Raw genomic sequence first — 12,550 nt, forward strand, 5'->3', positions numbered from 1 at the left:
AATCATGTCATTACTACAACATCCAGTCTTTCGCCGTTTGTATACGGCTCATATCATACACATCATCGGGAATGAGTTTACGTTTATCGCTGTCGTTGGGCTGCTAAATGATTTAAGCGGCTCAGGGCTTTCTTTTGCAGCGGGGACGGTATTTCGCATGCTGCCTTACGTTTTGACCAGCTTCTTCTCAGGTGCGCTCGTAGAGAACTGGGACAAACGCCGCGTGATGATCATCGTGAATTTGCTTCGCGGGATATTGGTCAGCCTCTTTTTCTTCATTACTTCAGTTACCTATTTGTGGGTAGCCTTTTTATTGTTGATTTTGGTCAATATATGTAGCGCTTTTTTTCAACCGGCTATGCAGGTAGCCATCGTCAGCTCAGTAGAAGAAAAGGATCGCCTCGCTGCCAACTCGCTTTTGCAAGGTACTACATCCTTTTTAATTATTGTCTGCCAAGGTGTGGCAGCTATCCTAGTTTATTTGTTCTCCTATCGTTACAATTTTTTGCTCGATGCAGGATGCTATTTGGCGTCTTTGTTTATCTTGCTGCGGCTTCCCCAAATCACCAACGCTTCTGTCACCAAGACGACTGCGGGTTATGTGGATAGGCTTCAGGAAGGTTTTCGCTATATTGGCAAGCAAAAAGAGATTGGGCGCGTCATCATGTATCAAATGGCAGAGAGGGTATGCGGGGCTTATTACATCATGCTGATGTTTTATGTGCTGACCGAGCGAGGAGAAGGCCTGTACGTATTCGGTTTGCTGGACATACCGCTTGGACTAGGAGGAGTGATGGCGGGAATTTTCGTTAACTGCATTTCCTATCGCCTGGGTGAAAAAGGCGTGACAGCAGTACAAGGCTGGGCGCTTGTTGCAATGGGCTGTTCGATCGTAGCTGTATTTCATATCAAGCCGATCCTGGGACTTGCTGTCGCCATCTTATTTTGTTCCTTTGCATCGTTTGGTTCCTCTATTTTGTCCGTGACCAAGCTTCAGAAATTAGCAGATCCGTCGTATTTAGCCCGCGTCTTTTCGATCAGAGAAATGGCTACCATGGGCAGCTTTTCATTGAGCTGTCTCATACTGGGCTATGGTGCAGAAAAGGTAGGGAGTGCCGCTGTATCCATCTGGCTGGGTGTTTTTGGTGTCCTAGCCGGAATGGTCTGGCTATGGAGTCGTCGGAGGCTGGAAAAAACAGAAGCAGATGTATACTGACTTACATTTAGGCCCTTTGCTAACTTTGGCAAAGGGTTATTTTTTTGCAGGGCAGTCTTTTTTATTTAATAAATATAATTATTGAAAAAGTATAAAATAAAAGCTACAATAAGGAACAAACGAAGGAAAGAAAAGGAAGATGACAGATGAAGGAGCTATGGCGACAGCATTCTTTTCGCTGGTATTGGCTGGGCATGTTCTTGTCTAGTCTGGGTGATCAGTTTGGCTGGATGGGTTTGACCTGGTTTATTATGAAAAAGACAGGCTCATCCGTCGCGATGGGCGGAGTTATTCTTGCCTATATGTTGCCCTCGGTGCTGGCTGGATTGCTAGCAGGGGTTTTGCTTGATCGATATGATCGACGCAAACTGATTATGGTAGACAATGTGGCCCGCGGACTTATTTTTATTGCGCTGGTTGCACTGCTTCAGGTAGAACAGGTACCGCTTTTCGTGGTATATGTACTGATCGTGATTGCTGGCTTGCTTTCACCACTTAGCTCAGCTGGTGCCCAGACGTTATTGCCGAGATTGGTGCCAGATAAAAAGCATTTGGTCAAGGCAAATGGAGTCATGGAAAGCCAATGGCAAATTGTCTACATGTTCGGACCTGCACTGGCGGGTGTATTGATTAGCTTGATTGGAGAGGCTTATGTCCTCTTGATTGACGCAGTTAGCTTCTTTGTATGTGCAATCTGTTTCTCGCGACTGCCGAAGCAATTGACGCAAAGCGCAAACCCTGCAGCAGCTCCTACAGGGAACATCGGACCATTTCTGCGTTCACTTTTGGCTGATATGCGTACTGGGTATCGCTATGTGTTCGGGCAAAAACAAATGGTTGCCCTGATCCTGTTTACTTTTCTGTTTAACATGTCCTATGGACCGATTGAGGTGGCTCTTCCCTTGTATGCGAATCAGGATTTACAGGGAGGATCGGTTGCTTTGGGAATGCTTTGGTCATCATTGGCGATAGGGGCGCTGCTAGGTTCCTTGTTCTTTTCCACGATAAACTGGAAAATTCCCTTGGGAGCCACATTGGCAGGAATCATTGTGGCATGGGGAGTGACGACATTGCCGCTTGCTCTTTTTGCAAGACTGGAGGTCTCGATGGTCGCCATGGCGTTAGCCGGATTTTGTTTCTCTCCTTACAACATCTTGTACAGGAGCTACCTGCAAAAACAAGTTCCGGATGCCTTGCTGGGACGAGTAATGACCAGCATCAGAACGATTACGGGGACAGGGATGCCTCTCGGGGCAGCCGTTTCCGGGCTGTTTATTCCCGTATTGGGCGTACAGGGTCTGTTTGGGGCGGGGGCAGTGATTTGCATCATTTTCGGAGGGATTGCTTTCGGAGCACTTCGGCATTTAGACGCTGGGCCGTCACTTGCGGTTGATGAGCGGGGCGACTAATTGCTTCACCTTGTACGGTAACAAGCTATATAGAAAAGAGAGGGCATGCAGGCGAAAAGGCATGGCTACTTCCGGGCGTTTCCTTTCTACAGCCTTGTATATGAGTGTGGCTGTTTGATCAGGAGACAGAAGGTAGCTATTGACTTTGCTGCGATAAGCTCCGGTTTTATCAGCACGCTCTAAAAAAGGAGTGTCGATGGGACCAGGCAAAGCACAGGTGACATGTACCCCAGTATCAGCCAGTTCATGACGAAGTCCCTCGCTAAAACGGATGACAGCAGCTTTACTGGCAGCATAAACAGCAGCTTTGGCAGTAGCAACCTGACCTGCCAATGAGGCAATATTAATAATATGACCACGATTTTCTTGCAGCATCATCGGCAAAAAAGCACGCGTGGTGTACATGACACCAGCGATATTCGTCAAGAGAGTTTCCTCCAGCTCTTCCAACCGCATCTGGACAAGGGACTCGAATACAGCAGTCCCAGCGTTGTTATAAAGAAGGTCACATTTGCCAAAACGGACGTGAACCCAAGCAGCAAACTGGCGTACAGCTTCATTGCTTGAGACATCGAGTGGATAAATGCAAAGGTTGTCTGGGTAAGAGAGCTGCTTTGAGAATGATTCTAGGGTTTGTTCACTGCGGCTAGTGGCAATAACCAGATCTCCTTTTTTCAGATGGAGCTGCGTCAGTGCCCTTCCGAGACCACCAGATGCTCCGGTAATCACAATAATTTTGGAGGAGGACATGGAGAATTCAACCTCTTTCTAGTGGGATGAAATGACAGATCGAGGTCTGACACGGTCAATTTCCTCGCTGAATCCAAGTATAAGCGTAAGGCTTGTTGTGAAGGATAGCCCCTAGGGGGTGAAATAACATGCCACAAGTAAAGTGCAGTGTTGCAAACTGTGCGTACTGGGGAGAAGGAAACAACTGCAATGCTGATATGATTATGGTGGAAATTGACGCGCACGCGAATGCGAATTTCAAGGAAGAATTTGCTGGTGAATTCGAATACGCAAGTCAGCACCAAGATCAAGCGAAATCCTCTTCCCAGACCTGTTGTCACACATTTAAACCGAAAGAAAAGAAGTAGTAGCCGATGTCTCAAAAAGACGTATCTGCCGAAGATACGTCTTTTTGCTTTCGCTTTCAGCTTGTCCTAGAGGCCTGTCTTTGCTAAAAACAGCTGATTTACTTTTTCCTGTGCTTCTTCCCAAGAGGTTACACGATGAACAAGAGCCGGGAGCGGACCTTGGTTATAAGGAGTGTCGAACAAAAGGACAGGAATTTGCAACGCTTCTGATAGCTGTAGAGCATTCTCCAGACGATCCTCCAAGAAGAGATCGACTTGCCATTTACGTGCGGCAGCCAGCTTATCATGTGACCCGACCAGATCTACTTCATGGAAAGGGATTTGGTAACGGGAAAACCAATTTATCGTCACATCGCGATGTCTGGCTTCTCGGGCGCTAATATAAACGAGCTTGTACTCTGCATGCCATTCGCGAAGGATGTGATCAGCATTTCCGTGTACGGGCGATTCATCATACAAGCGGTGTCCGAATTGATCGAGCCAATCCTCAAATTCAGCATCTGTAATGTTGTACACATTAGCCAGATTGTACTCGTAACAGTCTTCATATCGCAAATCTTTTCCAAAGCATTCATTCATCAAAGGCACAATACTGCTGGGTGAAGTCACCGTACCATCAATATCGATGCCAAAGGTTAGGACTTTCTCTGTTTTCATTCTCTCGCCTCCCGATTAAATTGTACACCTTTCGCAGACAATAAGGCTACTTCCTTCACCACAAATCCTTTGGACAAGGGGCTGAGCATCCCATGGCGGACCACAAAGAACGTATGAATGCGAAGCGGAAGGAAGATACCGGCTTTTCGGAAACTCTCGACATGCACGATACGGAATTTGCTGCAGATACGTGGACCCAAGCTGAGTTCGATCGACACGAAGCACGGGACCGAAAGCGTATTGCGTATGATCCGTATACCCAGACTGAGCGTTACTTTGGCGACTCAGGCAGGGAGCGGGAGAGGACAGACTTTTCGGAGCGATTGGACGGAGTTGTTCTAGCGAGGGAGGAGCATGGCGATCCTCCATCTGTTAGAGACGACGATGTTGAAACAGCTGCGGAAATCGCTGAACCGATTCCGGTGCGCCGAGCCTCACGAGATGTCGGCGATGACGACAGCCGGGAAAATGGGGCAAGCGGTATTGGGATGACAGGTCTTGGATTATCGATCCTCTCCCTGTTCCTCATGCCGTACTTGATTGCTCCTATCGGGATGGTGCTGGGCTTCTTAGCGTACCGCCGCAACTCGCGAGCGCTTGGGGCGTGGGCGATGATCATTGGGGCTATCGCCATCTTGGGCGCCTTGGTTATCTACCCGTACTACAGAGCCCGTTAGGCACCAACCTTCAAAAACCTCTCCGGTCATCGTACCTGGAGAGGTTTTTGGCTGTTTCTTAATAAAAAGGCGAGTGAAATGGGGTAATCGCTGCAATCACTGCATCGCGAAAAACATCTGCACGACGGACGCGATCGTCGGTAAATAATCCATAGGCACCACCACGATGGTTGCTGTTTGTCGTTTTTCCCCATTCGTCAATAATGGTATGGAGCTCTATTTTTTCTTGCTTGATACGCTCGGCAGCGAGGTTGGGGATTGGAAAGGACAAGCCTTTTCCCAAAAAAAGCTGCTTGCCATTCCAGGCCGCACAAACAGAGATGAGATACCATTGCGAAGTGAAACGATCATCATACATAAGACCGCCTTCCAGACCGAGTCCGATTTGTGCTTCGGGCAGCGCGGCAAGTACTGCCCTCGCCCGATTAATGGCACCCGTAATCGTTTCGTCCTCGCTCATTGGCTGATCCGAGATACCTGATGGCACTGATAAGCAGATCGGTTCTACTCCCGTTGCCATTTGTACAGCTAAACGCTTTGCTCCATTCGTAGTTCCTAAGCCAAAACGCCATGCAGAAATATCCAAGTGCCATTCCTCCGTTTCCAACAATAAGAGGTAGTATACCACTTTCCCACAAACGGGTGTGTTGTGATAAGATAATGCGTATACGTAAAGTCAGATATTACAGAGAAAAAGAGGAGTGGACGATGAAATTTACGAAATTGCATGGCTTGGGTAACGATTACGTATATGTCAACTGTTTTGAAGAAGACTTGACTGGCGTAGATCTTCCTGAACTGGCAAGACGGGTAAGCGACCGTCACTTTGGGATTGGTGGAGATGGTCTAATCTTAATTTTGCCATCTGAGCGAGCTGATTTTCGCATGCGCGTCTTTAATAACGATGGCAGTGAAGCCAAAAACTGTGGAAACGGCCTGCGATGTGTGAGTAAATACGTATTCGATCACGGCTTGACAGAAAAAGCTACATTCACAGTGGAGACACTTGGAGGTATCATGACACCCGTTGTTTCACTCGGTGAGGATGGCAAAGTCGAGCAGGTGACGATTGACATGGGGGAGCCGCGTTTTGAACGGGCGGCGATTCCGATGACTGGCATCCCGGACGAGCAGGCACGCGAAGAGGCGATTGAGGTCGATGGCGAGGTTTTCACGATGACAGCCGTCACGATGGGCAATCCTCACGCCATCATTTTTGTGGATGAGGTTCGTGATGAAGATGTCACTCGGTACGGTTCGAAGATTGAATTCCATCAATGGTTTCCGGAACGCACCAATGTCGAATTTATCCAAATATTGAATCGAAAGGAAATTCTCTTCCGTGTATGGGAACGCGGCTCAGGAGTGACGCTTGCCTGTGGAACAGGAGCGTGTGCAGCAGCAGTAGCCGCATGCCTTGGTGGCAAGACGGATCGGGAAGTAACCGTTCATCTTGCAGGTGGCGACCTGATGATTGATTGGCGAGAAAGTGATAATCGCGTCTTCATGACTGGCCCTGCTACTGAAGTGTTTTCAGGAGTGTACATGGGACCGATTCCGTATAAATAAGTTTGTTATTCAATGAAAAACCGTTCTTGTCCATGAAAGGGCAGGAACGGTTTTTCGTGTTAGTGAACCGTGAGTTGACCAATAGACACGTCGTAGCCGCTGGGCTTTCAAATGTGGGGTTATTTTCTCCCTGCGGCGATTTTGATCGCTTCCTGATGATCCGGGTCAATCAGGTTATCCTTATGGCGCAGGCTCCCCAGAAAATGAATGTCAAAGTGCCCATTAAAATCATTATTTGCGATGTATTCAATGCTATGAGGCATAGATGTCATCGACGCAGCAATCCGTCTGCCATTTACTTCAACAATGACGGGGCGGACACTCCAAGAAAAAGAGCCTCCCCAGATGTCTTTCATCATCGCAGAATCAGCAGTGGTAAGCGGCTCCGTATCGGAATGGGAGGCGCCGATTGTGCGTTTTACACGAAAGGTCTTTTTCGTTGCAAAGTCGGTTACCGTGGCGACAGCATTGATCGGAAACAAATATTGCGCTGCTTCAAACCAGTCCAAATATTCACCATAGGCAGAGCCTGTCACAGCTGTTTTCGGGATGTGATGAACGGGTACCTTTACCAATTGTCCGATTTGCAGGTACGCCGTTTCAGATAGACCGTTTACTTGGAGGAATTCTGACATCGGGATCCCGTGTGCAATTGAAATCGTCCAAGGAGTATCTCCAGCCGCAACTTTGTAGCTGACGTTTTCCACCCAGGGCTTGTCCTGTCCTGTAGCTGGCTTGGGCTGTTCACTTTGATCTGAAGAAGCCTTGGTCGGGATCAGCAGCTTTTGTCCAATCCACAGATCGTCAGCTGTCGTCAATTGATTGACATTCACAATACTCTGAATGCTTACGCCGTAGGTAGCGGCGATTTTCCACAAGACATCACCTGATTTCACTGTATAGACGATAGAGCTCGGTGGTATGTATAAAGTCTGACCGACCATAATCGTGTCGGAAGTCAGATGATTAGCAAGCTTTAATTGCTCGACAGTGATTTGATTGCGATAAGCGATATTGCCGAGGGTATCTCCGGACACGACTGTAACCGATTGTGCCCATGCGGAAGTGGCAGGGAGCAGAGTAGCGATCAATAATGTTGTTGCGGTCAGACGTTTCCATCTTGATGTTTTGAACATGAAAGCCTCCTCGATGCCGTAGCATGATGTATTTGACTGATACAGTATTATTGTAAGCAGTCAAGATACAGGCTTTCATCCGCCAAATACCCCCTCAGATGGTCAGTTTTTCCACCATATGAACATAGATTGTACCCCCAGTAGGAGTGCCAAAGTGAAAAATAAGGTGAGAAGACATAAAAATAGCGTGGTTGCGGCAATTATATTTTGCCACTACCCACGCTATCGAAAGGAAAATAAGCGAAAAGTCACCCGTTGTACACCTCATTTAGATATGCGACATCTGTTCGGTCCGTGCTTTTGTTCATTTTGGCCAGCTCATCCTGCAGACGCTTCAATTCTGCTTCCATTTTTCTGATTTTTTCTTGCATAGCTTGTGTTGTCATCGTTGTTCTCTCCCCGTTGTCATTGTTTTATCTAAATTTATTGACTATTCTAACGAAAGGAAATGAAGAGGTAAATAGCCTATATCTGGATGTAAGCGTTTTAGCTGTGAATACTCTGTGAACGAACGTTCAGATTTTGGTTTTTTTGCTTGTTGTTTCTTCTATAGTCGGGAAAAATAAGGATGTAAAGTGCTTTCCACTGTATGAATCGGGAAAAGTCATGGTATGATGAAGCGTAGACTCAAGGCAGCTTGCCTTCAGGAAGGTGTATACTGGTGATTTACTTGGATAACAGTGCTACGACCCGTCCGCATCCACAGGTCATTGAAACTGTGCGACGGGCAATGGAAAGCTATTACGGAAATCCGTCTTCTTTACACCAAAAAGGGGTAGAAGCTGAGAATGTGCTAAAGCAAGCACGAAAGGTAGCAGCGCAGTACCTCGGATGTAGGGAAGCAGAGATCATTTTTACCTCAGGCGGTACGGAAAGCAATAATACGGCGATCAAAGGCATTGCCTTTCAATATCAGAACAGAGGGAAGCATATCATTACGACCCAGGTTGAGCATCCGGCGGTTTATGATGTTTGCAAGCAGCTGGAGGGCTTGGGGTTCTCCATAACGTATCTACCTGTCGATCGTGATGGTCGTGTGTCAGTGGATGACGTCAAGCAAGCAATGCGCCCGGATACCATTCTCGTATCCGTCATGCATGTGAATAATGAGCTTGGCACGATCCAACCTGTCATGGAAATAGGGCAGTGGCTGAGGCAGTATCCGAAGGTGCTGTTTCATGTAGACGCCGTGCAGGCCATCGGCAAGGTTCCACTGAGAATCAAAGATTCTGGAATTGATCTACTGAGTGTCTCTGCTCACAAATTCTACGGTCCGCGTGGGATCGGCATTTTGTATAAGCGCGAGGGTCTGATCATTCATCCACTCATGATGGGTGGCGGACAAGAAGCCGGAGTCCGATCAGGAACAGAAAATCTGCCAGCAATCGCAGGCATGGCAAAAGCCTTTCGGATCTTGGAAGAGCTAGGTACCGTGGAAAGCATCCGGCTGCAGGGCTTGAATCAACAGCTCCGCGAGGGCATCTCTCGCATCGAAGGCTGCATCATCAATACACCCGAGACTGGTGTTGCTCCACATATCATGAATTTGTCGGTGCCGGGAGTGAAAGCGGAGGTTCTGCTGCATGCTTTGGAGGAGAGAGGATTTTTGATCTCCACGAAATCTGCCTGCTCGTCCAAAATAAACGAGCCAAGTCGCGTACTGACTGCAATCGGCATTGCGCGTGATTGCGCATTATCGTCGCTTCGTATCAGCTTGGGAAGAGAAAATAATGCCGAGGATATCAAAGAGTTTGTATCTGCATTACAGGATTGTGTGATCAAGCTGCGTTCTTATATGAAGTAACGCATTTACTTTTTACAGAATAAAGCGTTTCTAACAAAAAGGAGATAATCATGAACTACGATGTTATTTTGATTCGTTATGGAGAACTGGCCTTAAAAGGAAAGAACCGTGACCAGTTTGAGGAAGCTCTTGCAAGAAGTGTTAAGAGCGTTCTGCGTTCCTTCTTTAAAGTAAAAGTACGCCGCAATTACGGCAGAATGTATGTCGAGCTGCATGGGGAAGATGCTTATGCGGTTATGGAGCGCCTGAAGCGTGTTTTCGGGATTTCATCCTTTAGCCCAACTGTGCAGGTTGACCCTGACATCGAGAACATTAAGGCCAAGGCGCTTGAAATGATTCGTCAGTTAAATCCGCAGCCACGTACCTTCCGTGTCGTGACGCGCCGCGCAGACAAGCGCTATCCGATTCCTTCTATGGAAGTAAATCGCATGGTTGGCACACATATTCTGCGCGCAATTCCTGCGATCAGTGTAGATGTGCATGAGCCAGAAGCGATTGTAAACCTCGAAATTCGGACAGAGGGAACCTACTTGAGCTGTGAGACTATTCCGGGACCTGGAGGATTGCCTGTAGGTGTGAGCGGGAAAGTACTGCTCTTGCTGTCTGGTGGGATTGATAGTCCGGTTGCTGGCTGGATGATGCTGAAGCGTGGGGTGACACTTGAAGCCATTCACTTCCACAGTTATCCATTCACGAGTGAGCGTGCCTTGCAAAAAGTGCGTGATCTCGCTCAAAAGCTGGCGAAATGGGGAGGAACCGTTCGTCTTCACGTCGTACCTTTTACCGAGATCCAAACACAGATTCGCGAAAAGTGCCCAGAGGACTATCTCATTACGATCATGCGCCGGTTTATGATGCGTGTATCGGAGCGGGTAGCTGCAAATACAAAGGCAAAGGCGCTTGCTACAGGTGAAAGTCTGGGACAAGTCGCTTCTCAAACCCTTGAGAGCATGGATACGATCAATAAAGTCATTTCTATCCCAATGCTGCGACCACTCGTTGGAATGGACAAAATCGACATTACCGACATCTCGCGTAAGATCGATACGTATGAGCTGTCTATTTTGCCGTATGAGGATTGCTGTACCGTATTTACACCGAAAAACCCGGTAACACGTCCGAAGCCATACTTGGCTGCTCGTTTTGAGGAGGCGCTGGATGTGGAGGCTCTCGTAGAGAATGCCGTAGCTGGGACTGTGATTGAAGAAATTACGACCAAACCAAAAGAAGCAGCAACAGATCTGTTCTAACTGTACATTCACTGTTAGAAAAGGAAGAACGGGGAGAGGTTGTCATGATAATCCGTTATGAGCGCAACGGCAAGGTGAAGCATGGCTGGATGGTAGAGGCGGATCACAAGGTACGTGTGATCGAAGGGGACATTTATAAAATCCAATCGGCAAAACCGATCATGACAGGGCTCGAGCTGTCATTGGACGATATCACAGTAAAAGCCCCTAGTGAACCAAGCAAAGTGGTGTGCATCGGCGTAAACTACCGAGACCATGCGGAGGAAATGGGCATTGAGCTGCCAAAAGAGCCATTGATGTTTTTAAAGCCATCTACGACTGTTGTAGGTCCGAATGAGCCAATTGTATACCCAAAACTGACGGAGAACCTTCATTATGAAGGAGAGCTGGCTGTTGTCATCAAGAAAGAGGCGAAAAAGGTCAAAGCTGAAGATGCTGATGATTACATCCTGGGAGTTACGTGTGCGATTGATGTGACTGCACGTGATTTGCAAATGTCAGACGGGCAGTGGACTCGTGCTAAAAGCTTTGATACGTTTTGCCCGCTTGGCCCAGCGATAGCAGCCAAACTGGATTACCAGAATTTGCGTATCGTGACTCGTGTAAATGGGGAAGTGCGTCAGGATTCGAACACGAATCAAATGGTTTTTACCATTCCGCAAATCGTGGAAGCTGTTTCTGCTGTGATGACTTTGCTGCCAGGTGACGTCATTCTCACAGGTACGCCACCAGGAGTAGGTGAGCTCAAGCCGGGAGATGAGATCTCGGTAAGTATCGAAGGAATTGGAACGCTCAGTACTCATGTGATCGCAGAAGAATAGTTATTCCATTAAAAAGCGAAGCCCCCTCTATGTGAATTGTGGAGGGGGCTGTGTTTTATTACTCTTCTTCATTAGGATCATCGTGTATCGGATGAGCGGACGGATCTTGACGAGGCAAGTCTTGATGCATGAGTCTGGTTTCATATGTGAAGCGCGTTGTCGTTGAATGTTGCCCTGGCTCCCAGCCTGTAGCTTTTCCCAATCTGGCTTCATTAGTGGATGCTCCATATGGGCCTTCGGGAAACTCTTCTTGTAGAATCTCGTTGCGCTGTGATTCAACTGTGGACAGCTCGCTGTATCGGTCATTTTCGTACTCTTTATAGGTTGGTTTTGGATCCACTTGGACACCGCCTTTGCAAATAGTTTGCTTATGAATTCTGGAGCGCATGGAACTTTCCGCTAAAACGCGGTCGCACCTCCATGCAGAGGCCTTGATAGAGGTTTTTTATAGAAGGAATAGGCTTCAGGGATAGTGTGAAATAAAAGGAGGACTGTTATGCGTTTTTCTATTGACTTCTCGATCTTGTTCATTTATATTTAAATTCTGCCGCAATTGATCTGGATTTTTGAAAAAGAGCGGACGATAAGCAGAAAAAACATCTTGACTTTCGAAATGGGTTTTTGATATATTAGAACTTGTCGCTGCAAAGGCGATAAAGATGGTCAAAAAAACCTCTTGCAAAATAAAAAGCGATATGATAAGATCAAGAAGTCGCTTTTTGGGCGAAATGGAAAAATGTTCTTTGAAAACTGAACAGCGAAAGCGTTAATGAGTCTATCATTAAATTGATTTGCCAGCTTTGAACCAGTAACAAACTTTATTGGAGAGTTTGATCCTGGCTCAGGACGAACGCTGGCGGCGTGCCTAATACATGCAAGTCGAGCGAGTCTCTTCGGAGGCTAGCGGCGGACGG

General features: G+C 47.3%; 15 protein-coding genes and 1 rRNA gene. 9 read left to right on the forward strand and 7 right to left on the reverse strand.

Translation table 11 applies throughout. The features are described 5' to 3' along the window. The first annotated feature begins 4 nt into the window (after positions 1 to 4). Together C3B52_RS26745 and C3B52_RS26750 are read left to right on the forward strand one after the other, a co-directional pair. The gene (locus tag C3B52_RS26745) at positions 5 to 1,216 is read left to right on the forward strand and encodes an MFS transporter (RefSeq protein ID WP_103109423.1); all 1,212 of its coding nucleotides are present in this window, start codon (positions 5 to 7) and stop codon (positions 1,214 to 1,216) included. A 146-nt stretch (positions 1,217 to 1,362) separates the two neighbouring features. Next, positions 1,363 to 2,625: an MFS transporter gene (locus C3B52_RS26750; protein WP_103109424.1), complete on the forward strand. Its 1,263-nt coding sequence runs from the start codon at positions 1,363 to 1,365 to the stop codon at positions 2,623 to 2,625. Here C3B52_RS26750 and C3B52_RS26755 read toward each other — a convergent pair. Both C3B52_RS26755 and C3B52_RS38270 read right to left on the reverse strand, forming a co-directional pair. Then, positions 2,596 to 3,375 (reverse strand): SDR family NAD(P)-dependent oxidoreductase, encoded by a 780-nt coding sequence (locus C3B52_RS26755; RefSeq protein WP_103109425.1) that lies wholly within the window; start codon positions 3,373 to 3,375, stop codon positions 2,596 to 2,598. The two genes, C3B52_RS26750 and C3B52_RS26755, sit on opposite strands and share 30 nt — an antisense overlap. A 55-nt stretch (positions 3,376 to 3,430) precedes the next feature. Continuing rightward, on the reverse strand, positions 3,431 to 3,565 hold the full coding sequence (locus tag C3B52_RS38270) for a hypothetical protein (RefSeq protein ID WP_373419747.1): 135 nt from the start codon (positions 3,563 to 3,565) through the stop codon (positions 3,431 to 3,433). Between C3B52_RS38270 and C3B52_RS26760 the strand changes: the two genes are divergently transcribed. Further along, positions 3,504 to 3,722: a DUF1540 domain-containing protein gene (locus tag C3B52_RS26760; protein ID WP_103109426.1), complete on the forward strand. Its 219-nt coding sequence runs from the start codon at positions 3,504 to 3,506 to the stop codon at positions 3,720 to 3,722. The two genes, C3B52_RS38270 and C3B52_RS26760, sit on opposite strands and share 62 nt — an antisense overlap. A 66-nt stretch (positions 3,723 to 3,788) precedes the next feature. On the opposite strand, the gene C3B52_RS26765 is transcribed toward C3B52_RS26760, so the two are convergent. Continuing rightward, positions 3,789 to 4,379: a hypothetical protein gene (locus C3B52_RS26765; protein WP_103109427.1), complete on the reverse strand. Its 591-nt coding sequence runs from the start codon at positions 4,377 to 4,379 to the stop codon at positions 3,789 to 3,791. A gap of 113 nt (positions 4,380 to 4,492) precedes the next feature. Here C3B52_RS26765 and C3B52_RS26770 point away from each other — a divergent pair, with 113 nt between their 5' ends. Next, positions 4,493 to 5,056, forward strand: a complete 564-nt coding sequence (locus C3B52_RS26770; protein WP_235615871.1) for a DUF456 domain-containing protein — start codon at positions 4,493 to 4,495, stop codon at positions 5,054 to 5,056. 58 nt (positions 5,057 to 5,114) lie between these two features. Here the strand turns inward: C3B52_RS26770 and C3B52_RS26775 are convergent, their stop codons facing one another. After that, entirely contained in the window at positions 5,115 to 5,642 is a 528-nt protein-coding gene (locus C3B52_RS26775) for a DUF84 family protein (RefSeq protein WP_103109429.1), read from the reverse strand. 122 nt (positions 5,643 to 5,764) lie between these two features. Between C3B52_RS26775 and dapF the strand changes: the two genes are divergently transcribed. After that, entirely contained in the window at positions 5,765 to 6,625 is an 861-nt protein-coding gene (dapF, locus tag C3B52_RS26780; RefSeq protein ID WP_103109430.1) for a diaminopimelate epimerase, read from the forward strand. A gap of 119 nt (positions 6,626 to 6,744) precedes the next feature. On the opposite strand, the gene C3B52_RS26785 is transcribed toward dapF, so the two are convergent. Together C3B52_RS26785 and C3B52_RS36815 are read right to left on the reverse strand one after the other, a co-directional pair. Continuing rightward, entirely contained in the window at positions 6,745 to 7,761 is a 1,017-nt protein-coding gene (locus C3B52_RS26785) for a muramidase family protein (RefSeq protein ID WP_103109431.1), read from the reverse strand. A 248-nt stretch (positions 7,762 to 8,009) separates the two neighbouring features. After that, on the reverse strand, positions 8,010 to 8,147 hold the full coding sequence (locus C3B52_RS36815) for a hypothetical protein (protein ID WP_164684945.1): 138 nt from the start codon (positions 8,145 to 8,147) through the stop codon (positions 8,010 to 8,012). Between the two features lie 275 nt (positions 8,148 to 8,422). Here C3B52_RS36815 and C3B52_RS26790 point away from each other — a divergent pair, with 275 nt between their 5' ends. Genes C3B52_RS26790 through C3B52_RS26800 form a run of 3 tightly spaced genes read left to right on the forward strand, consistent with a single transcriptional unit; the run spans position 8,423 to position 11,636 of the window. Further along, entirely contained in the window at positions 8,423 to 9,565 is a 1,143-nt protein-coding gene (locus tag C3B52_RS26790; protein ID WP_103109432.1) for a cysteine desulfurase family protein, read from the forward strand. A 50-nt stretch (positions 9,566 to 9,615) separates the two neighbouring features. Then, positions 9,616 to 10,815, forward strand: coding sequence for a tRNA uracil 4-sulfurtransferase ThiI (thiI, locus tag C3B52_RS26795; protein WP_103109433.1), 1,200 nt, complete (start codon positions 9,616 to 9,618; stop codon positions 10,813 to 10,815). A 44-nt stretch (positions 10,816 to 10,859) separates the two neighbouring features. Next, on the forward strand, positions 10,860 to 11,636 hold the full coding sequence (locus C3B52_RS26800) for a fumarylacetoacetate hydrolase family protein (protein ID WP_103109434.1): 777 nt from the start codon (positions 10,860 to 10,862) through the stop codon (positions 11,634 to 11,636). 58 nt (positions 11,637 to 11,694) lie between these two features. Here the strand turns inward: C3B52_RS26800 and C3B52_RS26805 are convergent, their stop codons facing one another. Then, positions 11,695 to 11,976, reverse strand: coding sequence for a hypothetical protein (locus C3B52_RS26805; RefSeq protein WP_103109442.1), 282 nt, complete (start codon positions 11,974 to 11,976; stop codon positions 11,695 to 11,697). 478 nt (positions 11,977 to 12,454) lie between these two features. Between C3B52_RS26805 and C3B52_RS26815 the strand changes: the two genes are divergently transcribed. After that, positions 12,455 to 12,550, forward strand: a 16S ribosomal RNA gene (locus C3B52_RS26815); the annotation flags it as partial.

It is taken from the genome of Brevibacillus reuszeri (assembly GCF_002897295.1).
Taxonomy (GTDB): Bacteria; Bacillota; Bacilli; order Brevibacillales; family Brevibacillaceae; genus Brevibacillus; species Brevibacillus reuszeri_A.

What these genes read in the sequence shown, in the direction of transcription:
- C3B52_RS26745 (WP_103109423.1), top strand. Translation starts at nt 5, where the DNA reads ATGTCATTACTACAACATCCAGTCTTTCGCCGTTTGTATACGGCTCAT.
- C3B52_RS26750 (WP_103109424.1), top strand. Translation starts at nt 1,363, where the DNA reads ATGAAGGAGCTATGGCGACAGCATTCTTTTCGCTGGTATTGGCTGGGC.
- C3B52_RS26755 (WP_103109425.1), bottom strand. Translation starts at nt 3,375, where the DNA reads ATGTCCTCCTCCAAAATTATTGTGATTACCGGAGCATCTGGTGGTCTC.
- C3B52_RS26760 (WP_103109426.1), top strand. Translation starts at nt 3,504, where the DNA reads ATGCCACAAGTAAAGTGCAGTGTTGCAAACTGTGCGTACTGGGGAGAA.
- C3B52_RS26765 (WP_103109427.1), bottom strand. Translation starts at nt 4,379, where the DNA reads ATGAAAACAGAGAAAGTCCTAACCTTTGGCATCGATATTGATGGTACG.
- C3B52_RS26770 (WP_235615871.1), top strand. Translation starts at nt 4,493, where the DNA reads ATGAATGCGAAGCGGAAGGAAGATACCGGCTTTTCGGAAACTCTCGAC.
- dapF (WP_103109430.1), top strand. Translation starts at nt 5,765, where the DNA reads ATGAAATTTACGAAATTGCATGGCTTGGGTAACGATTACGTATATGTC.
- C3B52_RS26785 (WP_103109431.1), bottom strand. Translation starts at nt 7,761, where the DNA reads ATGTTCAAAACATCAAGATGGAAACGTCTGACCGCAACAACATTATTG.
- C3B52_RS36815 (WP_164684945.1), bottom strand. Translation starts at nt 8,147, where the DNA reads ATGACAACACAAGCTATGCAAGAAAAAATCAGAAAAATGGAAGCAGAA.
- thiI (WP_103109433.1), top strand. Translation starts at nt 9,616, where the DNA reads ATGAACTACGATGTTATTTTGATTCGTTATGGAGAACTGGCCTTAAAA.
- C3B52_RS26800 (WP_103109434.1), top strand. Translation starts at nt 10,860, where the DNA reads ATGATAATCCGTTATGAGCGCAACGGCAAGGTGAAGCATGGCTGGATG.